The sequence below is a fragment of the Bradyrhizobium sp. HKCCYLS1011 genome (assembly GCF_051167795.1).
In the GTDB taxonomy this organism is placed as follows: Bacteria; Pseudomonadota; Alphaproteobacteria; order Rhizobiales; family Xanthobacteraceae; genus Bradyrhizobium.
Genome location: NZ_JBNPTT010000017.1, coordinates 46643 through 73020, shown reverse-complemented (window position 1 = coordinate 73020; position 26378 = coordinate 46643). Strand labels below are relative to the sequence as shown.

Annotated in this window: 23 protein-coding genes and 3 pseudogenes; 11 read left to right on the top strand and 15 right to left on the bottom strand. The window is 61.9% G+C overall.

The window, feature by feature from the left end; genetic code table 11:
• Positions 1 to 7: 7 nt before the first annotated feature.
• Entirely contained in the window at positions 8 to 1171 is a 1164-nt protein-coding gene (locus ACQR1W_RS38535) for a transporter substrate-binding domain-containing protein (RefSeq protein ID WP_434855654.1), read from the bottom strand.
• A gap of 323 nt (positions 1172 to 1494) precedes the next feature.
• On the opposite strand from ACQR1W_RS38535, the gene ACQR1W_RS38530 reads away from it, so the two are divergent.
• Positions 1495 to 2355, top strand: a complete 861-nt coding sequence (locus ACQR1W_RS38530) for an alpha/beta hydrolase (RefSeq protein ID WP_434855653.1) — start codon at positions 1495 to 1497, stop codon at positions 2353 to 2355.
• A 6-nt stretch (positions 2356 to 2361) separates the two neighbouring features.
• On the opposite strand, the gene ACQR1W_RS38525 is transcribed toward ACQR1W_RS38530, so the two are convergent.
• The 10 genes from ACQR1W_RS38525 to ACQR1W_RS38480 form a co-directional block, all read right to left on the bottom strand.
• The gene (locus ACQR1W_RS38525; protein WP_434855717.1) at positions 2362 to 2733 is read right to left on the bottom strand and encodes a Rieske (2Fe-2S) protein; all 372 of its coding nucleotides are present in this window, start codon (positions 2731 to 2733) and stop codon (positions 2362 to 2364) included.
• Positions 2726 to 3430 carry an ABC transporter ATP-binding protein gene (locus tag ACQR1W_RS38520; protein WP_434855652.1) on the bottom strand — a complete coding sequence of 235 codons (705 nt, stop codon included), beginning with the start codon at positions 3428 to 3430 and terminating at the stop codon, positions 2726 to 2728. The genes ACQR1W_RS38525 and ACQR1W_RS38520 overlap by 8 nt, the downstream gene beginning before the upstream one ends.
• On the bottom strand, positions 3423 to 4199 hold the full coding sequence (locus ACQR1W_RS38515; protein ID WP_434855651.1) for an ABC transporter ATP-binding protein: 777 nt from the start codon (positions 4197 to 4199) through the stop codon (positions 3423 to 3425). The genes ACQR1W_RS38520 and ACQR1W_RS38515 overlap by 8 nt, the downstream gene beginning before the upstream one ends.
• Positions 4199 to 5233 (bottom strand): branched-chain amino acid ABC transporter permease, encoded by a 1035-nt coding sequence (locus ACQR1W_RS38510; RefSeq protein WP_434855650.1) that lies wholly within the window; start codon positions 5231 to 5233, stop codon positions 4199 to 4201. The genes ACQR1W_RS38515 and ACQR1W_RS38510 overlap by 1 nt, the downstream gene beginning before the upstream one ends.
• Positions 5230 to 6102 (bottom strand): branched-chain amino acid ABC transporter permease, encoded by an 873-nt coding sequence (locus tag ACQR1W_RS38505; protein WP_434855649.1) that lies wholly within the window; start codon positions 6100 to 6102, stop codon positions 5230 to 5232. Before ACQR1W_RS38505 ends, ACQR1W_RS38510 begins: the two co-directional genes overlap by 4 nt.
• A gap of 59 nt (positions 6103 to 6161) precedes the next feature.
• The gene (locus ACQR1W_RS38500; protein ID WP_434855648.1) at positions 6162 to 7319 is read right to left on the bottom strand and encodes an ABC transporter substrate-binding protein; all 1158 of its coding nucleotides are present in this window, start codon (positions 7317 to 7319) and stop codon (positions 6162 to 6164) included.
• Between the two features lie 73 nt (positions 7320 to 7392).
• On the bottom strand, positions 7393 to 8586 hold the full coding sequence (locus ACQR1W_RS38495) for a xanthine dehydrogenase family Fe-S subunit (protein WP_434855647.1): 1194 nt from the start codon (positions 8584 to 8586) through the stop codon (positions 7393 to 7395).
• Positions 8583 to 9416 (bottom strand): FAD binding domain-containing protein, encoded by an 834-nt coding sequence (locus ACQR1W_RS38490; RefSeq protein WP_434855646.1) that lies wholly within the window; start codon positions 9414 to 9416, stop codon positions 8583 to 8585. The genes ACQR1W_RS38495 and ACQR1W_RS38490 overlap by 4 nt, the downstream gene beginning before the upstream one ends.
• On the bottom strand, positions 9413 to 11704 hold the full coding sequence (locus tag ACQR1W_RS38485; RefSeq protein WP_434855716.1) for a xanthine dehydrogenase family protein molybdopterin-binding subunit: 2292 nt from the start codon (positions 11702 to 11704) through the stop codon (positions 9413 to 9415). Before ACQR1W_RS38485 ends, ACQR1W_RS38490 begins: the two co-directional genes overlap by 4 nt.
• Before the next feature lie 109 nt (positions 11705 to 11813).
• The gene (locus ACQR1W_RS38480; protein ID WP_434855645.1) at positions 11814 to 13091 is read right to left on the bottom strand and encodes an amidohydrolase/deacetylase family metallohydrolase; all 1278 of its coding nucleotides are present in this window, start codon (positions 13089 to 13091) and stop codon (positions 11814 to 11816) included.
• A 154-nt stretch (positions 13092 to 13245) separates the two neighbouring features.
• Here ACQR1W_RS38480 and ACQR1W_RS38475 point away from each other — a divergent pair, with 154 nt between their 5' ends.
• On the top strand, positions 13246 to 13737 hold the full coding sequence (locus ACQR1W_RS38475) for a MarR family winged helix-turn-helix transcriptional regulator (RefSeq protein ID WP_434855644.1): 492 nt from the start codon (positions 13246 to 13248) through the stop codon (positions 13735 to 13737).
• Between the two features lie 157 nt (positions 13738 to 13894).
• Here ACQR1W_RS38475 and ACQR1W_RS38470 read toward each other — a convergent pair whose 3' ends face one another.
• Positions 13895 to 14113, bottom strand: a complete 219-nt coding sequence (locus ACQR1W_RS38470; RefSeq protein ID WP_434855643.1) for a hypothetical protein — start codon at positions 14111 to 14113, stop codon at positions 13895 to 13897.
• A gap of 489 nt (positions 14114 to 14602) precedes the next feature.
• On the opposite strand from ACQR1W_RS38470, the gene ACQR1W_RS38465 reads away from it, so the two are divergent.
• On the top strand, positions 14603 to 15970 hold the full coding sequence (locus ACQR1W_RS38465; protein WP_434855715.1) for an integrase arm-type DNA-binding domain-containing protein: 1368 nt from the start codon (positions 14603 to 14605) through the stop codon (positions 15968 to 15970).
• 528 nt (positions 15971 to 16498) lie between these two features.
• On the opposite strand, the pseudogene ACQR1W_RS38460 reads toward ACQR1W_RS38465, so the two are convergent.
• Positions 16499 to 16722, bottom strand: a pseudogene (locus ACQR1W_RS38460) (DUF3606 domain-containing protein).
• 666 nt (positions 16723 to 17388) lie between these two features.
• Here ACQR1W_RS38460 and ACQR1W_RS38455 point away from each other — a divergent pair.
• From ACQR1W_RS38455 to ACQR1W_RS38430, 6 genes and pseudogenes are all read left to right on the top strand, one after another.
• Positions 17389 to 17801, top strand: a pseudogene (locus ACQR1W_RS38455) (hypothetical protein).
• Between the two features lie 150 nt (positions 17802 to 17951).
• On the top strand, positions 17952 to 18533 hold the full coding sequence (locus ACQR1W_RS38450) for a hypothetical protein (protein ID WP_434855642.1): 582 nt from the start codon (positions 17952 to 17954) through the stop codon (positions 18531 to 18533).
• Between the two features lie 317 nt (positions 18534 to 18850).
• A complete protein-coding gene (locus ACQR1W_RS38445) occupies positions 18851 to 19879 on the top strand; it encodes an IS110 family transposase (protein WP_434855641.1) in 1029 nt (342 codons plus the stop codon).
• Positions 19880 to 20142: 263 nt separating this feature from the next.
• On the top strand, positions 20143 to 20874 hold the full coding sequence (locus tag ACQR1W_RS38440) for an SOS response-associated peptidase (protein WP_434855714.1): 732 nt from the start codon (positions 20143 to 20145) through the stop codon (positions 20872 to 20874).
• Between the two features lie 257 nt (positions 20875 to 21131).
• Positions 21132 to 21509, top strand: a complete 378-nt coding sequence (locus ACQR1W_RS38435; protein WP_434855640.1) for a VOC family protein — start codon at positions 21132 to 21134, stop codon at positions 21507 to 21509.
• 429 nt (positions 21510 to 21938) lie between these two features.
• On the top strand, positions 21939 to 22094 hold the full coding sequence (locus ACQR1W_RS38430; RefSeq protein WP_434855639.1) for a hypothetical protein: 156 nt from the start codon (positions 21939 to 21941) through the stop codon (positions 22092 to 22094).
• Positions 22095 to 22240: 146 nt separating this feature from the next.
• On the opposite strand, the gene ACQR1W_RS38425 is transcribed toward ACQR1W_RS38430, so the two are convergent.
• Positions 22241 to 22504: a hypothetical protein gene (locus ACQR1W_RS38425; protein WP_434855638.1), complete on the bottom strand. Its 264-nt coding sequence runs from the start codon at positions 22502 to 22504 to the stop codon at positions 22241 to 22243.
• Positions 22505 to 23229: 725 nt separating this feature from the next.
• On the opposite strand from ACQR1W_RS38425, the gene ACQR1W_RS38420 reads away from it, so the two are divergent.
• Positions 23230 to 24234 carry an AraC family transcriptional regulator gene (locus ACQR1W_RS38420; RefSeq protein WP_434855637.1) on the top strand — a complete coding sequence of 335 codons (1005 nt, stop codon included), beginning with the start codon at positions 23230 to 23232 and terminating at the stop codon, positions 24232 to 24234.
• A gap of 483 nt (positions 24235 to 24717) precedes the next feature.
• Here the strand turns inward: ACQR1W_RS38420 and ACQR1W_RS38415 are convergent.
• Positions 24718 to 24826 (bottom strand): annotated as a pseudogene (locus ACQR1W_RS38415) (IS5/IS1182 family transposase); the annotation flags it as partial.
• A gap of 321 nt (positions 24827 to 25147) precedes the next feature.
• Here ACQR1W_RS38415 and ACQR1W_RS38410 point away from each other — a divergent pair.
• Positions 25148 to 25747, top strand: coding sequence for an alpha/beta fold hydrolase (locus tag ACQR1W_RS38410; RefSeq protein ID WP_434855636.1), 600 nt, complete (start codon positions 25148 to 25150; stop codon positions 25745 to 25747).
• Positions 25748 to 26378 lie beyond the last annotated feature (631 nt).

Genomic DNA, 26378 nt, shown 5'->3' with positions numbered 1-26378 from the left:
CTGATCATCAGGAGCGAATGAGCTGCTGCTCGTCGACCGACCAGTCGTCGAGGCTCTGGACCACGCAGTACGGGTCAGGCTTCACCCGCACGCCCGGATTCCAGACGATCTGAAAGCGACCCATACCGTCGACGCGGGCGATGCGCGGCCACAGATAGGTGTGGTTGTTCTCCGGATCGACGCGTACCCGCCCCTGCGGCGCATCGAACTCGAAATCGCGCATGTTCCCGAGCACCTGTTCGGGATCGTCCGAGCCGCATTTGGCCACCGCGCGCATGGCCAAATGGACCTGGAAGTAGGCGGCTTCCGCGCAGGCGGTCACCGGTGCATCCTCGCCATATCGAGCCTTGAAGCTGGCGACGAAGCGCCGCGCCGCCTGCGACGACAATGTTTCGAAGAACGGCGCCGCCGTGATATGGCCCTCGGCCGCTTCCGCTCCCATCTCGGCGACCTCGGCCTCGCTGGTGGTCAGGCTCGCAATCGGCATCCGTATCGGATCGAAGCCGGCCGCGCGGTAGGCACGGTAGAAATCGGCCGTGCCGCTGCCGACCACGGTCGAGAAGATCACGTCCGGCGACGTCTTCTTGATCCGGGCGATGACCTTGTCGAAGTCCTTGGCCTGTGCGTGTAGCGGCACGTAGATCTCGTCCAGCACCTTGCCTTTGCCCTGCACGACGAAATCGGCCATCAGCCGGTTGGATTCATAGGGGTAGACGTAGTTCGAGCCAACGAACAGGAAGCGGTTGCCATAAGTCGACAGCAGGAAGCGCGCCAGTTGCAGCGAATTCTGGTTGGGGGCCGCGCCGGTGTAGATGCAGTTCCGCGAATATTCGAAGCCTTCATAGAGCGTCGGATAGAATAGCAGGCCCCGATGGCCCTCGACCGACGGCAGCACGGCTTTGCGCGTGCTCGACATGTAGCAGCCGAACAGCAGGCGGATGCGGTCGACCTGGAACAGCCGCTCGGCGAAGGCGCGGAACTTCTTCGGGTCCGACGCAGGATCGTAGATCACCGGCTCCACGGGCCGGCCGAGAATGCCGCCGGCGGCATTGATCTCCGAGATCGCCAACAGGGTGGCATTGAGCTGCGTCCGCTCGATGCCCGAGGTCACACCAGTCTGCGAGAACAGCACACCGACACGCCAGCCTGCCTCCCCAGCATCATTTGTCATGATCGGCCGAAGTCACCCCTGAAATCCCAAAAGCGTATCGCTCGCAGCGGATACGCCAAAATTTGCTTATGACCGAATCGACAATCAAGGAAAAGAGGATGCCGCGCCAGTATATTAGGCGACAACTGCGCGCAAAATGAGCAATTGATATATACTCGGGCCCGATCTGGGCAGAGACCGCATGAGCACCTCGGCTTGGTCTCGCTCTCGTCGTCGTGCTAGACGCCTGGGCGACACTGAAAACAAATGCAATGAGCATCACACGACAGTCGGGCAGACGTCCGTGTTGGTTGCAGAACGACCGAGCTCAAGGAGATGAGCGAATGAACAATGCTGCCGCTACCCGGCATCGTCCTGACGATCCCCGCGACCATTGGGACAGGCTGTCGCAGAGCGAGCGGGATGCCGCCTATGACAACAACCGCGCGGTCAAGAACAGCCCGGAGCTGATCGCCGAGCGCAATGCGGCCTCTGCCCGTGTGCGCGCGACGCTCAACTCGGCGCTCGACCTGCCTTACGGTCCGCGTGAGCGAAACAAGATCGATCTCTATCCGGCCCGTGATCCCAACGCCCCGTGCCTGGTCTTCATTCATGGTGGCTACTGGCAACGCAATTCGCGCGAGCTGTTCGCCATGCTGGTCGAAGGCGTCGCCTCGCATGGCTGGTCGGTGGCAATCCCCGGCTATTCGTTGGCTCCCGACGTCTCCCTGACGCAGATCGTCGATGAGATCCGTAGCGCCTTGGACTGGCTCGCCGAGAACGGCGCGGCGCACAGGATCGCAGGCCCCGTTGTCACCTCAGGCTGGTCCGCCGGCGGGCATCTGGTCGCGATGACGCTCGATCATCCGCGCGTTGCCGCGGGCCTCGCGATCTCCGGCGTGTACGAACTCGCGCCGATTCGCGATACCGGATTGAACACTGCGCTGAAGCTCACCGATAAGGAGATCGAGACGCTGTCGCCGCTGCGGCTGCCGGTGATCAACAAGCGCCTCGATATCGCCTATGGCACCAACGAGCTTCCGGCGCTGGTGCTCGATTCGATCAACTTCCATGAGCGGCGTAGCACAGTCGGCGCGCCGGGACGTTTGCTTCCGATCGATGGGGCCGACCACTTCACGATCCTTGCCGAGCTGCGCCAGCCCGATGGTGCATTGGTCAACGCTGCTCGGGAGCTTCTGCCTTGATGCAGGTTACCCCTCGCCTGCCGATTTCAGCACAGCGGCGTCGATGAGGACCTCGCCCCGCTCGACCCGCACCGGATACAGCCGCAACGGCCGTATCTGCCAGCCAAATGAGACCGCGCCGTCGCTGAGACAGAAAGATACGGCATGGCGCGGGCAGAACAACCGGCCGACGGAGACGCGGCCACCAGCGAGATCGGCCTGTTCGTGCGGACAAGCGCGTTCGCAGGCGAACGCATGGCCTTCACTCGCCATCAGCACCAGATCTAGTCCGGCGACGCGGAGCGGCACGATGCCGGCATCCACGAGCCGCTTGAAATCACAAACAGGAAGCCAAAGGCCACGCGACCCTGCGGAGTCCCCGGGCAGATGATCATCCACCAAGATAGGCCTTCCGGACGTGTTCGTTCGCGATCAACTCTGCGCCCGATCCCGACAACACGATCCGCCCGCTCTCCAATAGAAAGGCGTAGTCGCACATATCGAGCGCGGCGAACGCATTCTGTTCAACCAGCAGCACGGTCGTTCCGGAGTCTCTGATGCGGCGGATGATCGCAAAGGTCCGTTCGACGATATTCGGCGCCAACCCAAGCGACGGCTCGTCGAACATCACGAGCCGGGGTCGCGACATCAGCGCGCGGCCGATCGCCAGCATCTGCTGCTCGCCGCCCGACAGCGTGCCGGCGGCCTGCTTCCTGCGCTCCGCCAGCCGCGGAAATTCGCTGTAGATGCGATCGCGATCCGCCGCGACCTCGCTGCGGTCGCTGCGCAGATAGGCCCCCATATCGAGATTTTCCTCGACGCTCATATGCGGGAAGACGCGGCGGCCTTCCGGACAATGCGCAAGACCAGCGGCGAGGATGCGCGGCGGCCGGACGCCGCCAATGTCCTGGCCATGAAAGCGGATCGATCCCGCGCGCAATGGCACGAGGCCGGAGATTGCGCGCAAGGTCGTGCTCTTACCGGCCCCATTGGCGCCGATCAGCGCCACCAGCTGTCCCGCTTTGACCTTGAGCGAGATGCCGTGCAGCGCCGTGACACCGCCATAGCCGCAAACCATGTCACGCACTTCAAGCATGCTTCACGCCTTGGCCGAGATAAGCCTCGATCACGGCGGGATCGTTGCGGATCACGTCCGGAGGACCCTCGGCGATGATCCGGCCATAGTTCAAGACCACGATGCGGTCGGAGACGCTCATCACCATCGGCATGTCGTGCTCCACGAGCAGGATCGTGATGCCGCGATCCCGAAGCTTGCGGATCAACTGCACGAAGGTGTGCGTCTCCGACGCATTCATGCCTGACACCGGCTCGTCGAGCAGCAGCATCGAGGGTTCGGCCGCAAGCGCCACGGCCACTCCGACCAGCCGCTGCTCGCCGTAGGACAGCGATCCGGCCAGATCATGGGCGCGCCGCCCAAGCCCAATCCATTCGATGAGCTGGACCGCCTCCCGTCTCAATGCCGCCTCCGATTGGCGTGCCCCTGGCAAACCCAGAATGGAGGACAACAGCGTTGCCTTGCCGCGCCGGTGCAGCCCGATCAGCACATTCTGATAGACGGTGTCGTTTGGAAACACGCTGGTGCGCTGAAACGTCCTGACCAGCCCAAGACTCGCAATCTGCTGCGGCTTCAGCCCGGTCAGCACCTGGCCACGGTAGCTGACCTCGCCCTGCGTCGGCGTGAGAAAGCCGGTCACGACATTGAAGGCGGTGGTCTTGCCCGCGCCGTTCGGCCCGATCAGGCTGACGATCTCGCCCTCCCCCACCGCGAAAGTCATGTCGGAAATTGCGACCAGCCCGCCGAAATGCATCGCGACCTTGTCGACGCGCAGCGCCGCTTCCGCCATCACGCGCTCTCCTTCGCGTCGCGGTTCGCGAAGGCCTCCGGTGCAGCCGGGTTCGATCGCGGAAAGTGCCTCGCAAGAGCGGGCACGATGCCGCGCGGCATCACGAACAGGATGGCGATCAGGATCCCGCCATAGGCGATCCATTGCGCCTCCGGCGCCATCACCGGACGAAGCGCAACGGGCATCAACCCGAAGATCAAGCCACCGACGACCGGACCGGCCAATGATCCCTTGCCACCGGTGATGACCATGATCACCATCGTCACGGTATTAATGAAGGCAAACACTTCGGGATCAATGATCTTCATGTAATGCGCATAAAGGCTGCCGGCCGCTCCAGCGATGCCAGCCGAGACCATGGCGGCGATGGTCAGCGTCCTCGTCACATCGATACCGATCGAGACCGCCAGCGTCTCGTTCTCCATCAGGGCGCGCATGGCGCGACCGAACTGCGAGTCGACGAGTCGTGCGATCAGAAGATAACAGAGGGCAGCGGTGCCGAGCACAAGGTAGTAATTATGCAGCTTGGTCCTGAACACGAACTCGCCGAGGCCCGGCCAGCCGACCTGCATCGGTGGGATGCTGGTCAGCGCCAGAGGCCCCTGCGTCAGCTCGACCCAGTTCAACGCGACCAGCCGCACCACTTCCGCAAAGGAGATCGTGACGATCACAAAATAAGCGCCTCGCACCCGGAACGACAGCCGCCCGACCAGATACCCGCATAATGCGGCCGCGAGCACGGCGAGCGCAAAGCCCGCGAGCGGCGGCCAGGGCTCATGCACGATGCGAAAGCCGCCGGGAAGCCCGATATCGAAGCCGAGCGAGGTCAATGCGCTGACGTAGGCGCCGATGCCGAAGAAGGCGATGTGGCCGAGGCTGAGCTGACCAGTGAAGCCAAGCAAAAGGTTGAGGCTCATCGCGCCGACCACGAAGATGCCGGTCGTGATCAGCGCGTTCAGCAGATAGGGATCTCGCAGCCAGAGCGGCACTGAGGCGAGCGCTGCGACGGCCGCGATGGACACCGCCAGTTTCATCCGACTCGCTCCGCGCGGGGAAACAAGCCGGTCGGCCGGAAGATCAGCACCGCGATGATGATCAGGAAGCCCATCGCGTCGCGATAGCCCGACGAGACATAGCCGGCCCCGAACTCCTCGGCGAGAGCCAGGATGAAGCCGCCGATGACCGCGCCGGTGATGTTGCCGAGCCCACCGAGAATGACGATCGCGAAGGCTTTGACGGCGGCGAGATCCCCCATCTGCGGATAGATGACGTAGACGGGCCCGAGCAGCGCGCCGGCGGCGGCGGCAAGGCCGGAGCCGAGCGCGAAGGTCGAGTTATAGATCAGGTCGACGTTGACGCCCATCAGCGCCGCCGTGTCGTGATCCTGGAACGTCGCACGCATCGCGCAGCCGAGCCGGGTGCGATTGATCAGAGCATAGGTAAGCACGATCAGCAGCGCTGCGGCAGCGAGCACGAACAGCCGCAGCCAGGAAACCGAGACCGGGCCAAGCACAAGGGGGGCTTCCGGAAATGGCGTCGGCACTGATTTAGCCACCCCACCCAAGATCCAGAGCGTTGCCGACTGCATCGCGATCCAGGCACCGATCATCACCAGCATGGTGGTGTCGATGTCGGAACCGCGGAGCGGCCGCAACAGGGTCAGTTCGACCAGCGCGCCGAGCAGCCAGCCGCTGATGACCGCCACTGGCAGCGCCAGAAAGAAATTCAGCTCCAGCTTCTGCACCACGATGAACATGATGTAGGCGCCGAACGTGTAGAGAATGCCGTGGGTGAAATTCACGACATTCATGATGCCGAAGATCAGCGTGAGCCCGATGCCGAGCAGCGCATAGGTGCCGCCGAGCACGAGCGTGTTGAGAAGATGCTGGAGAAACTCGCTCAAATGCCGTCCTCACGCCGGTGTGGGCGAAGCGTTGGCGCTTCGCCCGTAGTCGCCACACCTCACAGGCTCTTCATACCGACTTTGCCGTCATCGATCTCGATGAGATAGACATTCGGCTGGCTCTGACCGCTCTCCTTGCCAGAGGGGCCGGACTTCTTGAACAGAATGTCGCCGTTCAGGCCCTTGACGTCGATATCCCACAGCGCGGCCTTGATCGCCGCAGGGTCGGCCTTGCCCGCCTTCTCGATCGCGGCGGCCGCGGTGCGGATGCCGTCATAGCCGCGGAAGCTCTCGGTGCAGCCGGCGAAATCAAAGCCGCGCTTCTTCCATTCGCTGATGAAATATTTGGTCGCTTCCGGATTCGGGGTCTGGTCGGGAAACCACGGCAGGAAGGTGGTCAGGTGCATGGTGCCGTTCGCGGCGGCGCCGGCCTGCGCGATGATCTGGTCCGGATTCTGCGAACCACCGGTGGTGATGATGCGCTTCTTCAGACCGAGTGCTGCCGCCTGTTTGAAGATCAGCGTCAGCTGATCCACCGCCGTCGTCACGATGATGGTCTCGGAATCGGTCCCTTTCAGCTTGGAAAGCTGGGCGCTCATGTCCTGCGCGCCCTGGTCCATCGTCTCGACGACGCCGATCTCGATGCCCTTCTCCTTCATCATCTTGCTGAAGTCTTCGGCCGTGCCGCGCCCCCAGTCATTGTTGATGACGAGGAAATCAACCCTCTTCAGCGCCAGCTTGTCGACGATCGTCTTGAACGCGGCCGCTTCGACCGATGAAGGCGGCGAGATGCGGAAGATGTAGGGATTTCCGGTGGTCGTGATCTTGGAGGAGGATGACGTCTCGACCACCATCGGGACCTCATATTCCATCAGCTTCGGCATCACGGCCAGCGTCAGGCTGGAGCCCCACGCGCCCATCATCACTGGCGTCTTGTCGCTGGTGATGAGCTTCTCCGCGACCGCTGCGGCCTCGGTCGGATTGCTCTTATTGTCTTCGATTACGAGCTCGACCTGTTTGCCGAGAAGGCCACCCTTGGCGTTGATCTCGTCGGCGGCGATCTTGGCGCCGTTCACGACATAGGTGCCGGAAGCCGCAAACGCGCCGGTCAGGGGCTCGTTCACGCCGATCTTGATGGTATCTGCCGCCAGGGCGCTGCCGCCGAGGCAGGCCGTCGCCAGCGCAATGAAGGAAACAGTCCGAAGGCTTCGCATCATGTCATCTCCGTCGCATACCAGTTACGCGCGATGCGGCCTGAGGCACCCCATCCCGCAACTCTCTGTTCGGCCGCTAATGGCGGCCGCCTCCTCCAAGCCAGCGGGGCACGCGCTCCCGCAAGATGTCGACCAACATCACCAGGGCGTTGATAGTCTCCCGCTGTCGGCTCTCGCCCGGTGCATCGCCCGAAAGTTTCCGATCGAGATTGTCTGCGAACGCGGCCACCAGGCGTCGCGCGACGTCACGCACCAGGGCGGCGCGGCCGACCTGGGCCAGCAAGCCGGTGAGCGTGTAGCCAATCGACAGATCGACCCGCGTTGCAGCGCCCTGACGGATCGGTGCCAGCACATAGCGGATCTCGCCTTGGGCCGACGAGCGGCTACGCCGATCACTGCCCGCTCCGACGATGCGACCGGACATGGTGGACGGATCTCGCTCGACCTGCGCGACGCCGACAAAGCTGGCCACGATCGGTCCGAGTTGGACACGAATTTTGCCGCGGATATGCTGCGGGTCGCTTGCGCTTTCGAGCGTCACGCCCGGCAGGCAGGAAGCCACCGCGGCGATATCGACGAACAGCGCGAACACCTTGTCGGGCGCATGAGCGACCTCGAACGATTGCGCGATGACCGAAGCGGGCTTGAAATCCGCAGCAGCATTGCTGGCAATTTTGGCTTCGGCAGTCGCAACCGACGTCGACCGTGTCGTGGCTTGTCGTTCGTCAAGTCCAAAGGAGCCATGGCCGGAGCCCGCCGGACCCAAAAGCTTGCGCCCACCATCCGGCTCGGGGGCGATGCCGCGCGCGCGGCGTTCCGCAATGACAAAGCCAACAGCCCTGATGATGCCGACATAGCCGGTGCAGCGGCAGAGATTGCCGCTCATGCCGATCCGGATCTGTCGCTCATCCGCTTCCGGCAGGCGCAACACGAGATCGCGCGCGGACACCAGCACTCCCGGCGTGCAATAGCCGCACTGGAGCGCATGCTCGCGGGTGAAAGCCGCCCGCAGCTCGATCGCGATCTCGTCGCCGTCGAGTCCCTCGATCGTCGTGACATCGGCGCCCACGCAGGCGGCTGCGTAGGTAATGCAGGATCGCACCGGCACACCGTCGAGCAGGATTGTGCAGGCACCGCAGACGCCATGCTCGCAGCCCAGATGTGTCCCGGTCAGGTCGAGCTTGTCGCGCACGATATCGGCGAGGTTCATCCGCGGCTCCGCGTGCAGCTCGACGTCGCGCCGGTTGACGGTGAGTGCAAGCGCGGTCATGCGGCCTCCCGGATCGCACGCTTAAGCACGGTCAGATGAATGTGCCGATGAGCCGGCTCGCTCACCCCTGCTGCGGACAGCAGACGATCGGCGACCTGCGCGTCAAACCGTTCCTTGTAATCCCCTTTGATGGGACCACCGAACATCTCCTCCGGGTGGAGCACCAGGATCGGCGCGGCGTCGATCGCCCCGATGACGATGCGCGCCGTGCCTGCGCCGGGATCGATCAGCACGGCACAGAGCCCGTGGGCGAATTCGCCGGTCTTGCGGCACGTCTTGACATAGGCCCACTGCGCCGAGCCGGATCGCTTCGGAACATGGACTGTGACAACCAGCTCACCGGGCTCGAGGCAGCTCTGCAGCGCTCCGGTCACGAATTCGGAGATCGACATCTTGCGCGTTCCGGCCTGGCTTCGGAGTGTGACGCTGGCACCGAGGGCCGACAACGCAGAGACCCAGTCCGCCGACGGATCGGCATGGCTGAGCGACCCACCGATGGTGCCGCGGTTGCGGACCGCGCGATAGGCGATGTTGGCGGCCACGGCACGCATCGCGCCGCCAGTGACATCAGGCACACGGCCATCTTCGATATCGGCGTGGGTCACGCAGGCGCCGAGCACGAGTTCGCCGCCATCGAGATCGGCCTGTTTCAGCTCGTCGACACCAGTAACGTCGACGATCAGCTCAGGAGCAACCAGCCGCAGATTGAGCATCGGCCCCAATGACTGGCCGCCAGCCATGATCTTGGCGGCGGGACCGCCGCCGGCGAGCGACGTCAACGCAGAGGAGAGATCGCGCGGACGCTCATAGGCAAAGGGCGCGGGCTTCATTCGGCCACCTTCCCCTCAGTCGGCGCCGCGAGCAGCGCCTCCACGATTCGATACGGCGTGATTGGCGAGCGCATGATCTCGGCACCGAACGGGCGCAGAGCATCGTTCACCGCGTTGGCGATCGCGGCCGGCGGCGCAATCGCGCCACCTTCGCCGATACCCTTGACCCCGAACTCGGTATAGGGCGACGGCGTTTCCATATGGTGCAGCCGTGGGGCCGGCACCTCGGTCGGCCCCGGCAGCAGATAATCCGCAAGCGTCGTGGCGAGCGGCTGCCCGGCGGCATCGAACGGCATCTCCTCATAGAGTGCCGTGCCAATGCCTTGCGCCAAGCCACCATAGATCTGGCCGTCGACGACCATCGGGTTGACCAGCACGCCGCCGTCCTCGACGATCACGTAGTCCAGGATTTCGACCGTGCCGAGATCGGGATCGACCGCGACGACGGCAGCATGGGCGGCGTAGCTGAAGGTGCCGCTATCGCGCTGCGGCTTGTAGCCGGACGTCACTTCCAGTCCGCCGGGATCAACATCACCTGGCAGATCCTGCGGCCGGCGATACCAGGTGTGGGCAATCTCCCGGAGGCTCACACTGCCGTTGGCGCCGCGCACCTCGCCATGGTCAAAGACCACCTGCGCAGCATCCTGCTGCAGCAGCTTGGCGCCGATTCGCGTGGCGCGCTCGGCCAAGGCGCGGCAGGCAGTCGCGACTGCGCCGCCCGCCATCACCATCGAACGCGAGCCCCAGGTGCCGGTCGAATATGGTGTCGTCGCAGTGTCGCCGAGCACGACGCGAACCTTGGCCGCGTCAACACCGAGTATTTCATGCGCGACCTGGGCGAGCGTCGTTTCCATGCTTTGGCCGTGCGAGTGCACGCCGACGCGCAGCTCGAGTCCGCCGTCCGGCGTCAGCCGCGCCGTTGCCTGCTCGTGACCGGGCACCATCGGAATGCCCCAGCCGGAATAGACCGAGGTGCCGTGCGCGGCCTGCTCGCAATAGATCGCAAGCCCGCCCCCGATGCGACGACCATCAGGCTCACCTCTGCGTTGTCGCGCGCGCACCGCCTCGATGCCGATCGACGCCAAGGCACGACGCACCGCTTCCGGATAGTCGCCGCTGTCGAAATGCTTCTTGGTGATGTTGTCGAACGGCATCTGCGCCGGCTGCACCAGATTGCGCAGCCGCACTTCGCCGGGCTCGAGCCCGGCTTCGGCCGCAACCAGGTCCAGCATCAGCTCCAGCGCGAAGCACACGCCGGTGCGGGCGACACCGCGATAGGGGAGGATCGGGCATTTGTTGGTGGCAACCGAGTACGTTCGGCAGCGATAGGCTGGCATCACGTAGGGGCCCGGCAGGATGCTCGCGACCTGCGCCGCCTCCAGGCAGGCCGAGAACGGATAGGACGAATAGGCACCGGAATCGACCGTCGCCTCGCAATCGATGCCGCGAAGGCGACCGTCGCGATCGGCGTAGACCGAGATCTTGTAATGATGTTCGCGGCAGTTGGCGCTCGCGGTTAGATGCTCGCGTCGGTCTTCGATCCAGCGCACCGGGTGACCACGCTGCATGGTCAGCCAGGCCAGGCAGACTTCTTCCGGGAGCAGAATTCCCTTATGGCCGAAGCCGCCACCGACATCCGGCGAGATGACGCGGATGCGCCCCTGTTCCATGCCGAGACATTCGGCGAGGCCGTTGCGGTTGATGTGCGGCATCTGCGCCGCAGAATAGAGAGTGAGCTGATCGAGGCGGTGATCGAAGGTCGCAACCACGCCGCGGCCTTCCAGCGGCGACATGCATTGGCGCGCCGTGGTGATCTCGCGACTGACCTTGATGGGGGCGTCGAGTGCCGAGGCGATATCCACCTCGTAGTTGGTCTCCAGGAAGATGTTGTCGCCCCAATGCTCATGGACCAGCGGCGCGCCGGGATCGCGTGCGCGCAGCATGTCATGGACCGCCGGCAGCTCCTGCAGATCGAGCACCACGGCTGCCGCGATGTCCTCCGCCTCGGCCCGTGTCGGCGCCACGCACATCGCGACGAGTTCGCCGACTTGGCGCACCTTGCCGGTCGCGAGCACCGGCTGCTCGGAGATCTTGAAGCCGGGAAGGCCCGATACTGCGCGGATCGGCTGGACGCCGACGAGATCCGCCGCCGTGAACACACTGTTGCGATAGGCTTGCGGAATCTGAATGCCGCGGATCCGTGCATGCGCGAGTGGGCTGCGCACGAAGGAGACATCCTGCAACCCTGGAAGTCGGATATCGGCAACGAACTGGCCGCGCCCGCGCATCAAGCGGTCGTCTTCCTTGCGCAGCAGGCGCGCACCGACGCCTTGGCTTGCGCCCGGCTCGTCCGCGGCAGAATGATCACCGTCGCGCACCGAATTCCTCCTACGAAAGCTATGCGGCGACTGCTTCGGGCAGGATCGATGCATCTGCATCGTAACGCACGCCTGCCCGCATGCAGAACGCTGGCTGCAGCAGACTGTCGGCGATCACCCGGTTGTCTTCGTTGTCGCGCAGGACAAAACGCCCGAGCCGCCTCGTCAGCACCGAGACATCGGCATCCATGCCGACCTTGAGCGCGCCAATCGCGCTTTCGCGTCCCAACAGCTTCGCCGGATTGGACGTCACCATCGGCACCACCTGCTCGAGCGAGAGCCCAAGCGCCATCATCGAACTCATCGCCTGCACAAGACTGAACTTGGCTTGCCCAGCGAACGGATGGTTCTCATCATCCTCGTGCTGATCAGGCGTTCCAGCCGGTGCTGGGACATGGGTGTTATAGCCGTGGATGTCGGCGCCGAGCGTCGTCGGCACAATTCCGGCGGCGACCGCCTTCTTTGCGAGCCGATAAGAGAAATGGCTGCCATGCCCGACATCGACCTTGAGGCCGCGATCGAGCGCGGCGCGGATCACGGGATGGACTTCGCCCTCGCGGTTGATAAAGCCGCCGGGATGGCGCGTGAACGGATGCGCGAGCACGTCGCCTTCCTTCAGCAGCGGAATGACGCGGGTCAGGATCGTATCGGCATCCTCGCCATTGGCGCCGCTGGCGGGCAGACCCCAGAGCTGACCGAAATGAACATAGACCGGCAGCTCAGCACGACGGCCGATCTCCGCCGCCATCTCGATGACGCGAATTCCCCAGCGCGCGAAGCCGCCGATCTCGGCATGGGCCTTGATCCCGCGCACGATGTCGGGATTGGCGCGCGCAGCCTTCACCGTCGCATCGATATCGACGCCGTCAGGACTATAGAGCTGCGGATAATAATGCCCCTCGAGACCGCCGACGAGATAGGCGGACAGGAACGCATAGACCCGCGACTTTGCGGGCTCCGCGATGAAATGCCGAAAGCCCGGCAAGGTCATGCAGGAAGGGCCGCCTTGATCGACCACGGCCGTAACACCGGAATGGACGCCGACCATATCGGGGTTCATGCCGAAGCGGCCGGACACATATTGATAGACGTGCGCGTGCGTATCGATCAGTCCGGGCAGCACCAGCTTGCCGGTGACATCGATCACCGCCTTCGCGCTGGCCGGCAGGATGTCGGGTTGAACCGCGGCAATTTTGCCGTTGCGAATGGCCACGTCTCTGATGCCGTCGATCCCTGAGGCCGGACAGATCACGCGCCCGCCGCGCAGGATGATGTCAAAGCTGGCGTTGACGGACATGGCACCTCCTCGACACGGAACCTGCAAATGAAAATACGAAGCATGCTTCGCAATTCACGAAGCAAGCTCCATGCCATCGGAATGTCGCCAGCGGCTCCGAATCGAGATAGTTGAGACATGAGCGGAGTTTCGCTCGAAGTTCGGAGAAGGTGCGTTGCGGCAAACGCAGTCACGAAAAACGCGGGGCGACCACCCGTGGCCACTGTCGGAGCGCCCGGGCTTCCTGATCCGGCGGCTGCATCAGATCCATGTGGCGCTGTTCCAGGAGGCATGCGGCCGGTTCGAGATCACGCCGCTGCAATACAGCCTGCTTTCGGCACTCGCAGTGCGAAAAACGGCTGATCAAACCACTTTGGCAGCCGACATTGCGCTCGACCGGACCACCACGACCGGTGCGCTGAAGCGGCTGGAAGCCCGCAATTTGGTCGAACGCCCGATCAATGCCGCCGACCGCCGCGCGCGCTTGTGCCGGCTGACCAAGTCCGGAGCCGCGCTTCTCGCAAAAATCGAACATGCCGCGCGTGCCGCCCATGACGCCACGCTGGACGAGTTGACCGAAAAGGAGCGCTCTCAATTCATCGCGATGATGCAGCGCATCGTAGCCGGCAACGCCGCACGCGATCACGTGGCGCCGCTGATTGATTAGGAATTCACCGCTGCTGCCGCGCTTTTGGCCTGGCCTGCTCAATTCCTGATCGCGACACGGCGGCGCTCGTGGATACATCGCGCGCGAAGGTCAGTGCCGCAAAGCCGTTTGTGAAGGTCCAGGCTGATGCCGCGCGTAAGGGCGCGGAGGCGAAGGCTCAACCATCGCGATCCGAGGTCTCATCTTTTCTCAGCGGCGCCGTTGATGCTTTGAGCGCACCGGTCTCAATCGCTCGACGTTCGTATTTGCCTTGCAACTGCCCTGAACCAAGTCCGCAATCAGAGCAGAATGCGCTCTGGACCGTCGTCGGCAGGCAGCCGGATCTGATGGTCACGCCGACGCGGCGCGCCACAGGCTCCAGCGGAATGTCGAGCACGGCGATGTCAGCCGCAGCGAAGTCGGCCGAAGCCTGCGAACGGAGCAAAAGACTGAGGCAGTCGCTTTCCGGGAGTGTCGCCATCATGGTGACGACGGGCGAGGTCTCCGGGACAATACACGGGCGGGCCGGATGAGATGATGTGATATATCTACTTAAACTAGAAAATGATCGTTGACCAATGAATGGAGAACAAATCTCCTAGCTGACCTTCCAACTGAAAGATCAGTTCTGAAGATATAGCGGCTAAGTCTTTGGAAGGCATGGTGGGCGCACTAGGGCTCGAACCTAGGACCCGCTGATTAAGAGTTCTAGCTCAGCTCTTAGCGGCACTTTCCGATTGCGCGCCAGGCTGCGATGCAGGTCAAGAAACTCTTTGTTTGTCGACACTTATCGCATAGCGTCGCGGTGCCTCGAAGACAAACCTTCGAACTCCTCAGTTTGCCAAAACCGTTTAAAAACCGTTTTAGCTTGCCTGGACGCTCCCTCATGGCCGACATCCGGATCCTGCTGACTGACAAAACGATCGCTCAATTGCCCGCCGCGGATGATGGTTGGTACTTGGCTCGTGACACCGAATTGAAGGGCTTCTTCGTGGTCGTCGGAAAGCGGAAGCGCACCTTTGCCGTTCAGGGCGATCTGAGAAAGGGAGGAAAGCGCGCGTCCTCCATCCGAGTGTCGATCGGCGACACGCGTGAAATGTCGACGCGGATGGCCCGCGCCACTGCGAAAGACTATCTATCCCAGATCAGTCTGGGGAGGCATCCGAAGGCGGCTCAGCAAGACGGACTGGGCGGTGCGAGCGACAACGCCGAGAGCACGGCAGCAACGTCAGCAGATGTGACACTCAGGCAGGCTTGGCAACGGTATGTAGCCGCCCATCTGGTGCGAAAAGGCCGGAGCGAAAAGACCATCAACAGCTACCGCGATCACGTGGAACGCATCTTTGTGGAATGGCTGGACGAGCCTTTGCGTGAACTCGCGACCGATCCAGCTCGCGTGGCGCAAAAGCACGACGACGTGACCAAGAAAAATGGGCCATATATCGCCAACGGTAGCATGCGGACTCTGCGGGCAATCTACAAACATGCGCGCAAGACAAACAAGAAACTGCCTTCTGATAATCCTGCAGACGCGGTCGATTGGAACGAGGAGAAGCGACGTGACACCGGGATGGGGGCTGGTGACCTAAAAGGTTGGTTCTCGCAGCTAGCAGCGCTTGAAAACCCCGTCCGTCGTGAATTTCATCTGTTCATGTTGTTATCAGGGTCGCGACCAACCGCTTTGCAGGAGATCAAGCCCAGCCACCTAGATTTTCGACGGCGCACATTGCACGTTCCTAAGCCGAAGGGCGGCAGCAAACGTGCATTTGACATCCCGCTCTCGCGAGAGATGGTTCGCTGTCTCGTGCGGGCAATTCGCTTTGGTAGAGAAATGTATCCGTCGCAGGCAACAGAGTGGGTGTTCCCAGCCGAGAGCGCATCGGGGCATCTCGCTGAACCAAAGGAAGATCGAGATGAGCTCTCAAAGTGGGGCAATGACCTTCGACAAACATTCCGAACGATCGCGACGATCGCCGGCGTGTCCGAGATCGATGCGAAGCTCCTGATGAATCACTCGATTCCCGGCGTTAACGCTGGCTACATCACTCGGCATAAGCTTCTCAAAGACCACCTGCGCCGGCAACAACAAGCTATTAGTAGCGCTGTGTTTGCGGCCGTGGGAAGATCGCTTATGGAAGATCAGGCTCTGCGAGGCTGGTTCGGCCCTGGCGCAGCCCGGCGAGCTTCGCTTGGCCACCAGATTGGCCTGGCCGCTCATGAGACGGAAGGAGCACCAATTCGACAGGCGGCTTGATCCAGAAATGCAACAGCCTGCGTAAGCGCCTTCTCCATCTTCCTCAGTTGAACGCGTTGGATCTGGCTGGCCACAGCCTTAGGCAGCCCACGCCCAGCAAAAGGCGCCTAAGTCATTGAAGAGGATGGTGGGCACTACATGGATCGAACTGGCGATCCCACTATGTCGAGGTAGTCCGAAACACGAAATCTCTCGTGAAATCAAAGCGAAAAGGTCGGTGGAGATGCAAACGGAGCGCGAACGGGACTGGAACGAAGCGCTATTTGCTGTTGACGTGCTGGGGAGACCAAGGCGACAAGAGGCCCGGTATGTTTTCACCAACCAAGTCCTAACATCCTGCGCCAAGTGCGGCTTCTGGCCGATGGCAGTTGCCGCCATCGACGGCAATCGAGTCCAATTTCGTTGTGCTCGCTGCCGCGACATAACGCCCGAACCTGTTTCTGCCCGCGTGAAGCTTGCTCCATTACGCCAGGCGGGCGAACAACAGAGCGCTAGCGATCTGTCTGGGCCCTCCGCGCCGCGCTCTCTTTAGCGAGCCACGACCAGGTGAATTCCGGCGCTGGCCTCACCGGCAAGGCTCCGCTCGACTTTCTTACGGCTATTGCCGAGTTTCTTGACAGCCTTTTTCACGTCACTTGCCGAACGCCCTGTCTTTTCGCCTTGTAGCGCACCTCGTGGTCCTGCCCACCAGCGACCCGAGCACGGTCCTGTTTGCGTCCACGCGACGTCTGCTTCTTCGCCTTCTTTGCCATGTGATCCTCCTTTTCGAGAACCAAACGCAGCAGATTCCGCAACAGTTCCGCACCGGTGCGGGCTCGCGCTCGTCGCAAAGGCGGAATACAGGCCGGGTTTGATCTGGCGATCGCACTTGGCCGGCTCCGCTGGACAAATGCCGTTTGCACCCAGGCCCGCGAAAAGCTCCAGGGCATCTTCGGGCCCAAGGCGCTAGGTGCAGCTCGTGTAGGACGATCGCATCACAGGGTTGTAGGTCGTTACGCAATTATGATGCTCGGGCAGCATGTTTGGCACCGGCGGCGGCGGATCGCCGTAGATCTTCACCTGCGGCGGGGGCTCGGCCGCTCTGGTTGCCCCCCGCTTCGTGGGCTCACGCACGGGTGGCCCGGCAATGGACATAGGCTGGCGATCCCGGCTGCGCGCCGTAACTCCGGCACTCCATGTCGTCCTTGGCGGCGATTTCGGCTTGGCGTTCCGCAGCGGACTGGAAACATCCGCCAAGCGGCAGAATCAAAAGAACAGCAAATAATGAGCGCATCAACCCCAGCCTCTCCGCGCTAACCAAGCGCAACCCTCAAGCGAGATCAAGGTATCATGTGCTGACGGCCTTGTGCCATTGTCCGGTTCCGATCCCCAGAAATAGCGGCTTCTCTTCCCGGCCTTGGTCGGGAATCAATAGGCGCATGGGCACGAAATCGCGCGAGAGGCTGTACGGCACCGAGATCCGGATGGCAGCGGAGCGTGCCGCACTCGCGCGGCAGGAAGCCGACTGCCTGGCCTGCGAGGCCTGGAATAAGCGCATGCTCGGCTACAAGGGGCCGGCCCAACCGTCGCCGACGCTCGGTGACGCATTGAATGCGGGTTATGGCTACCTGGAGGTCCGCTGCCTCGGCTGCGACACCAATCAGACCGTTGCGCTCGACGTTGTCCGCCGGCCAAGACAACGCCAATCCACGAGCTCGAGCGCTACATGCGCTGCAAGGATTGCTCGCAACTGCGCGGCTATCCGTATAAGCGGAGCGTGCTCGTCTGTCTCCGCGGGACCAAGATCTCGGCATCTGATCTACCCTCGATCTGGTGGCCGGGCGAACGTTAAGAGGCAAACAAATGAGCGGAGCAGACTCCGCCTTAGAGAGCTACGCTTTCCCTTCAACGAGGAGAGCCTTCGCGTCACCAAGGGAAACAATTCTCCCTGAGAAGATTGGAATGTGCGGCCACGCGCCGGCAAAGGCCACGGAGGACCCCAATGAGCAAGCGGAAATCAGGTAAGTCCCGTCATCCGGCTTCGGCGAAACCCAATGCGGCCGACTCCGCAGCGGCGCGCAGGCCCGCGATTCCTGCCGTCAATCTCGCAACCTCGGAAGGACATGAACTTCAGGCGGCTCCGACGACGGAAACGAAGCTGCCCAAGGTCTCCGGCCAGGAGACCGAACTGAAACTGCCGCCGGTCCCACCTGCCGAACTCGAAGCCCAGCCGCTGCTCCCTCCTCATCTCGCCAGGCCCGAGCCGGTCCTCGCTGCGCCTGTCGGAGTTCGTGCGGAAGCAGAGGAAGCAAAATGGACAGCGACGGACGAAGTAGGATCGGCCGTTCGCTCGCCGGCGATGGACACACTCCCGCAGGCGATCGTCGGCATGAAAGCCTGCCAGACGCTGTTGGTGGAGATGAGGCGGGACAACCTCGACCTGGTTGCCAACATCGCCGCGATGCGCTCGCCGCTTGAGATCCTCGACGTCTCGACGAAGTTCGCCAGCAACCTGATGGGCACATACGGCAGGTTCTGGAAAACCCTCGCCGACATCGCCGCGTCGGACGTCAGGGACCGATAACCTTGTCTCAATGGCTCGCCGGCCCGCATGGCCGCCGATCGGGTCCAGTTAGCACGCCCGACCCAAACCGTCTGGTAGAGCCGGAGGTCTTCCTCGGCGCTGATCTTGCACGGGCCCGGAGTTTGCGTTCGGCGTGCCTCTTCCAATCATGAGATGCGCAATTGCGGACCAGGAAATGGGTCGGCATTAAGCCGATGCCGCGCTAACCGGCGTCCAAGAGGTCCGGCGAAACGAGCTGTCATGTGCTGGTGTGGACGGCCTCTCATCTCCACGGTTTGATGGCGCTCTCGCGTCACGGAAGATGAGAGGAAAGTCTAATGAATATTCCCGTTCGTATCGGCATGGATACTTCGAAGTCGGTATTCCAGCTTCACGGTGTTGATGAGAATGAGGTGGTGGTCGTTCGGCGCCAGTTTCGGCGAGCCGAGATGATCCGCTACTTCGAGCGACTTCCGCCAGTTCTCGTTGCCATAGAGTCCTGCGGTAGCTCCCACCATTGGGGGCGCCTGTTGCAATCGTTTGGACATGAGGTAAAGCTAATCCCACCTCAGTATGTGAAGGCCTACGTGAAGCGCGGCAAGAACGACGCGGCCGACGCCGAGGCGCTGTGCGAGGCGGTCACCCGGCCCAGCATGCGGTTCGTACCGGTGAAATCGAAGGAGCGGCAAGCGGCCTGCATGTTGATGACCGTGCGAGAACGCTTGGTCAGCGTGAAGTCTCAGCTCTCCAATGCTTTCAGAAGCTATGCCGCTGAGTTTGGTATCGTCGGCCCCGCCGGCCGGCAGAACGTAGCCGCACTCATCAAACGCGTGCTGGAAGACGATAGCCTGCCGGAAATGGCGCGGGATCTCTTCCGCTTTCAGGCAGACGAGTATGCCGCGGTTGAAGCCCGCCTGGCTAAGATCGAGGCCAAGCTGATGAAGTGGCATCGCGAGGATGACATCAGCAGGCGTATTGCGACAATTCCCGGCATCGGTCCGATTGGGTCGTCGATGCTCAGCATGAAGGCACCGCCGCCGGAGACGTTCAGATCGGGTCGCGACTTTGCGGCATGGCTCGGACTGACACCCAAGGATCATTCAACTGGCGGCCGGCAAAGATTCGGCGGCATCACGAAGGCTGGAGATTCTGTACTGCGATCGACGTTGATTGTCGGTGCCACGGCGCTGCTGAGGCATATCCGAAAAGGGCGTCATAAGCCCACACCATGGCTCGCCTCACTGCTGGAGCGAAAGCCGCCGAAGTTGGTTGCGGTGGCATTGGCCAACAAGTTTGCCCGCATCGCTTGGCGCTTGATGATATCGGGCGGCGTGTACTACCACCCGGTAGCAGCCATGCCGACTTGATCTGAGATCGGACCGCGAGCGAGGTTGCTCGGCGGATTGCCCACGAACTTGCAGGACGCAGTAGATGGAAGAACCGATCGGTCGATACGCGCGAGCTTCCGAAGATTACACTGGCACCACGAGTGTCGCCTATGTGCTTGGAGCGTGCGTAGCGAACACCATCTTGGCCAGCGGACTTTGTCCGCGCAAACAGGCCGGACATCTGATAGCAAGCGATCTGGTCAGAAGTCTGCTACAATCCTGACAAGTGGGGGGCCGTCCACATCTGCAATCTCTATTCGATGACCAAGAACGCCGACGCGATCCGGCGGCTGTTCGGCGTGGATGCCGGCCAGGATCGCACCGGCAACCTCCCCTCCCTGCCCGGGATCTTTCCCGACTATTCAGCACCGATCGTCCGCAATGGCGAGAGCTCCCGCGAGCTGGTGATGGCCCGCTGGGGCATGCCCTCAACGCAGCAAGCGCTGTTCCAGGCGACGAAGAAGCGCGCCGAGAAGCTCGAGGCCAAAGGCAAGGCCGTCGACTTCAAGCAGCTCTTGCGCATGGAGCCGGACAGCGGCGTCACCAACATCCGCAATGTCAACAGCGCGCACTGGAAGCGCTGGCTGTCGCCTGCTAACCGCTGCCTGGTGCCGTTCACGTCGTTCAGCGAATACGACACGATTGACGGCAAGAAGGTGCCCGTCTGGTTCGCCCTCGACGAGAGCCGGCCCCTGCTCTGCTTCGCCGGCCTATGGACTACCTGGACTAGCGTGCGCAAGGCCAAGGAGGGCGAGATCGCCTGCGACCTGTACGGCTTTCTGACCTGCGAACCGAACGCCGAAGTCGGCCGCGTGCACCCGAAAGCTATGCCGGCGATCCTGACCACCGCGGACGAGCGCGATGCCTGGCTCCGCGCGCCATGGGACGAAGCCAAAGCGCTGCAACGCTCGCTGCCAAATAGCACCCTGATCATTGTCGCGCGCGGCGAAAAGGAAGATCCGGTGTCGAATTAGGATGCGATGTCCGCTTCGCGGTTAGAAAGAGACCTGGACGGATCCGTTAGGCACGTCAGCAAATGGACCCTGAGCTGACCTGGCGTCTATTGCCGCGCTCGCCTGCGCGATTAGATGGAGTCTGGGCGAAGGGCAAGATTTGATGCCCGCTGTCGGGCTTGCGAGATCTCGTTCGTCCTCTGGGTGCGCGCTGTCGAATTTGCTCAGATTCGGTTTCGCCGGCGGCGCTGGTCAAGCCCAATGACACGGAGGACGCCATGACTCACGGAATCTTCGTCTGGAATGAGCTCTATACGCGGAAAGTCGAGGCGGCCAAGGCGTTCTATGCCGCGACTGTCGGCTGGGCGTTCGAAGGCGTGCCGATGCCGAACCGGGACCGCACCTACTGGATCGCCAAGGCGGAGGGCAAGCCGGTGGCCGGCATCCTTGACATGCGCGGAATAGTTCCCGATGGCGATCCGCCGCACTGGCTGAGCTATCTCGAAGTCGACGATGTCGACCGGCGCGTTGCCGAGATCGAGCGAAATGGCGGCAGGATCGTCCGGCAGCCGTTCGACGTACCCGATTTCGGGCGCATTGCGATCGGGGCGGATGCGGCCGGTGCGTTCATGGGTTGGGTGACCACGAAGCGCTGACTGGCCGCATCGGTCTCCGGAGCCGCCCGTCAAGGCTTCGGTCCCCCGGCCCTGACGTCTGCAAGACGAATCTTGCAGCCTGCTCGATCGGCGCGCCGCTCTTGGCGGCGCGGTTCAGTAGATCTGCGCCTTCGAGCGACGACAGCCGATATCTGCGTTCATCGCTCGTGGCGGGCAATCACGCTCGAAGCTGCTAATTGAGGGCCTTCGGAAAGCGAGACTGCCCGAATGAGACCGGCGCGCCTTGTGCCCGACGACTGATCGAACACGCAGCAATTTGCTGCGATGCATGAGTCCGGAAGTGGCCCAACTCGGTCCTTCCGCGATGTTCGGTTCGTGCCGCTTTGTGGGGCGTAGCAGACGTCAGCGCGCCCAGTGCACTGTGCTAGCCTCACGATTGTGCGGCGCACTGATCTGACCGAGGCGACGATGCAAGGCTGGGCGCGGCTCAATGCGGCGCAGCGCCACCGGTTTTTCGAAATGTTCGTGGCGGCGGCGCTGCGGCTCGACAGGCTCGCGCTGCGGGCATGGCTTCGACGGCGGCTCAAAATCCACCGTTCGACGTGTTCGGTCCGGCCTGCTTGACATCTGGGGATGCAGACATTGCCCCCATTCTGAGGGCAGCGGGCGAAGCTGATCCAGTCGCCGACCGGTGACGACCCCTACGAGTACGAAGCCTGCCCGCTGTGGGCGCTCAAGCACCAGAGCAAGTAAGCCCCACCGTCGAAGGATCAGCGCGATTTTCGCTTGCGACGTGTTTGTTTGCGGCTGAGCCGTTTGGCGTTGGCCGCCACCTTCCTTCGATACTGCGCAACAATCTTGTCTCCGGATGCTCCAGCCATCAGGCTTTTACCGGCCTTCGCCGCCGCAAAGAGTTTCTCACTCACCATCAGTTGGGCTTCACGTTGAGCGGCTTTGCCGCCGCGCATCAGCTTCGCCATCCGCAGGCCGATCACGCGGTTGCTTTCCAGCCCAAGCATCATCCAGTTCCACATGCGGCGATATTCCTAGCCAAACAATAGCCTCGGATCACATGAACGACCCCGGTGTGCGCGGTGTCCAATCAAAGCCGCGTGGCCTATCACGACGGCAATCGCTGCGGATCATTCTCCGGTAACGCGCGTCCCCACGAGCTAAAGGGTTCCTTCACCTTGCTTTACGGAACACCCGAACTGGTAATGGCTCGTCCCAATTTCGCGATGAGTATCAGACCACCGCTGCTCGGGGCCAAACGGAGATGTCCGATGGGCGTGGCAGGCTGGCGCTTTGCGCATATGAAGAGAACTCTCGGCTTCCGGGCGGTCCTTCATCAGCGTGCTGGAAGAGTTGCCCTTTATCTGCCCGGTGGCGGTCGCAATCGGCCCGCTAATCATGATCGGCATCACTCTCTGCAAGGATTGGCCGCAGTGAGGCCTCAATCATCTACCGAATGATCTGCAATCTTCTCGTAGCCGTTAAGCGGAAATCTCTTCGTGCAGTCACGCCATTTCGCGCATCATCGCAACCTCGATGCGAATCGTGTCAGCATCGAAAGCCTGACGGGAAATTCCTCGTCATTTTCTTGAAGTCCTACCTTGTAATCCACCTCACACCTGCACCGAAGCGCAGTCCGATATAGTCTCATTTTGAGACGTCTTGGCGTCATTCGAGGAATTTACAGATCTCTGTCGGGTGGCTCAGTCGTTCTTGCGTGGTTGAGCACCGAAACGGGAGGCCGGGCATGCCAACGTCATCTGCCCTTTTGCGATGGTCGACCGAGATGCTGCCGGAGCGCGCTCGGTTCTCCACGTTCCGTGAGGAGTTTGCGCGGCTGAACCTTACCTTGGACGTGATAGATCACAGCGGTGGCCGCCCGCGTATCGACGTCACCTACTTGTCCCTCGGCGCGATTGGCGTTTGTAGCATTGTCACCACGCCGGTGGAGTTCATCCGTTACAGGCAGGATAGTCGTGACCAATTCGGGCTGAACATCGTCGAGGCTGGGCCGGTCCAATTTGCAAATGCTGGCCAGGAACATGTCTATGATGCCGGCTCCGCTTGTTTGATTGACCGGGGAAGGCCGCTGCGAGTATTTGGGCCGCGTGGTGGCAGCGTCAAATTCGTGACCGTGCAGGCTGCTGCCCTGAGGTCTCTGGTTGCGCAGCCGGAAGATCTTTCAGGTCGGCCGGTACATCGCGGACCGGCGCTTAGACTGCTCGGCCGCTACGCGCGGTCGCTCGCATTCTTCAAAGAACCTCCGTCATCAAAACTGGCCTCCACCATCGGCGTACATCTCCTCGATCTCGTGGCCGCGACGCTCGGGCCGACCGCCGAAGCTGCAAACATCGTTACGGAGCGGGGAGTGAAGGCAGCCAAGCTGCAGGCGATCCTGGCGGAGGTCGCGCAACGCTTCGGCGATCCCAAATTCGATCTGGACAATGTTGCCGGAACGCTCGGTATGTCGCGGCGATACGTGCAAAAATTGCTCGAAGGGACCGGAAAGTCGTTCACCGAGCACCTTGCAGGGTGTCGGCTTGAACGCGCCTTCGCGATGTTGGCTGACCCGCACTATCTGCATTTGGCTATCATTGATATCGCGTTTGCAGTTGGCTTTGGTGACCTTTCTCATTTCAATCGCTCGTTCCGCCGACGCTTCGGCGAGACGCCATCAGGCGTGCGCGCCGCATCAATCGTGCGGCAAAAGTCATCCAGCGCCCCCTCACAATACGCTGGCGACGGCCGCTGAAACGCGGATACGCACCGGGAGCGGCGGCGCAAGGCATCATGGGCGAGGCCGCAGGAAGGGCCGTAGAGCGCCAGCCAGAGGGCACCGCGACCGGCCCGCACGAGCGCCATGTGAAACTAGGGCCTATTAGGGCCCAGCAGGTTCGGACAGGCCTCTCGCCCGTCCGGCAGCAACAGGAATATGCTTTTATGCACCCATCGCATCCCGCTTCAACGTTCGTGACGATCGCGATGCGCGCCTCCTGGGAGAAGCGGGACACGCGGAGTATGCACGATTTCCGAAAACACGAAACAGGAATATTTTTTTGCGAGAGGGCTGGACAGGTGTTTGCGCGGCGCGCCTGTCGGGCAAATCGCCGAGCTGCGTCGATATCAAAAATGACGCAATGACGGCATCGTGGGACGAGCAGATACTGCTGCGCTGAAGCAGAGGGCATCTCATCCTCGTCGAAGCTTAACCCTGGTGCGAGCCGCACGTTGCTCAAATGCCATTGAGGACACGTCGGTCGTTCACCCGAGGAACGCCACGTTTCTTGTTCGGGGAGCACCGGCTTGATGGCAGTCCATTCGCGATCGGCAAGTTCGTCGCGAATAATTTGAGCCCCAGCTTGCGAGTTCAAATCACAGGGGTTTGGTCAACCGCACGCTCCCGGCCAGTCCCGGCGCGGCGCTTATGGGCAGAAGCGGACATCGACCTGCCGACAGGCCCTACTAAATCCGCCGAAAAATGACGCGAAGCCGACCTCGCGCCGATGCTGCCGGAGGCGCGGTGCGGGCTCGAAAATAAATTCGTAGAGCATGTCGTTTTGGCGGTCCGCCGTTCGACTGGGTGTCGGCGGAGCCACTTCGGTTGTCGCTGGAGCTCACAATGTGACTCATTAGCTATCAGATCAATGATCTTACGGAGGTTGGCGATGACGATGTCGCATCGATTTATCGAGACAAATGGCATTCGAATGCACCTGGCCGAAGCAGGGAGCGGCCCCACCGTGCTTCTCTGCCATGGCTTTCCGGAGTGCTGGTATTCGTGGCGGCACCAATTGGAAGCGCTCGCTGCCGCCGGATATCGCGCCATCGCGTCCGACATGCGTGGGTACGGGCAGACGGACAAACCGGATGCGATCGATCGATACACTCTATTGCATTTGACCGGAGACATGGTCGGATTGCTCGACGCGATCGACACGGATCAAGCAGTCGTTGTCGGACATGATTTGGGAGCGCTGGTCGCTTGGCGCTGCGCTCTGTTCAGACCGGATCGATTTAGGGCCGTCGTTGGCTTGAGCGTGCCATTTCAGGTGCGTGGTCCCAACCGACCAAGCACCGTCATGCCGAGGACCGAAAAGCAGCGCTTCTATCAACTGTATTTCCAGACGCCGGGCGTTGCCGAGGCAGAACTCGAAAAAGACGTCCACAACGCAATCAAGACAACGTTGTTTGCTCTGTCCGGCGATGCGCCGATTGAAGATCCTGCGTCGCTCGCGATGCTTCCTAGTGAGGGGGGGGTGGCTTGATGGGAAGCCTACAACCCAATCATTGCCGACGTGGCTCACGGACAACGACATCGAATTTTACGTCGAGGAGTTCAAGCGCACCGGCTTTGGGGGAGGTTTGAATTGGTATCGCAACGTTGATCGGAATTGGGAACTGCTCGCACCATGGTCTGGCGCAAAGGTTCAGGTCCCGGCACTCTATGTCGTTGGCGATCGAGACGGGGTTTACAGATCGCCGAGTTGGAGCCATCTCGTCCCTAGCCTGAAACAATTCGTGCCCTTGCTTCGCAAGACAATAGTCTTGAAAGGTGCGGTCATTGGACTCAGCAAGAGCGCGCCAAAGACGTGAACAATGCGCTCCTGGAATTCCTGAAACAGAACTGATGCACTGAGTCCGCTCATGGCTCAAATGCGAAGTGCGCGACGTCCGCAAATTTGGTCGCTGTTGGTAGAGAAGCGGACTTCGCGTTCAATCGATGTGAAAGTCACATGCGATGGGGGGCGCTGATAGAGCGGAGGAGCACGGCAGAGAAGTTTGGCGCGCCCCGCCCAGGTTTCGCGCGGTCGCTGTGAGCGGTATTTTTTCTCTCCCGCACACAATTCCGCGGTATTACTGCGTCAAGATTATATATCCGACGATCAACGCCACCAT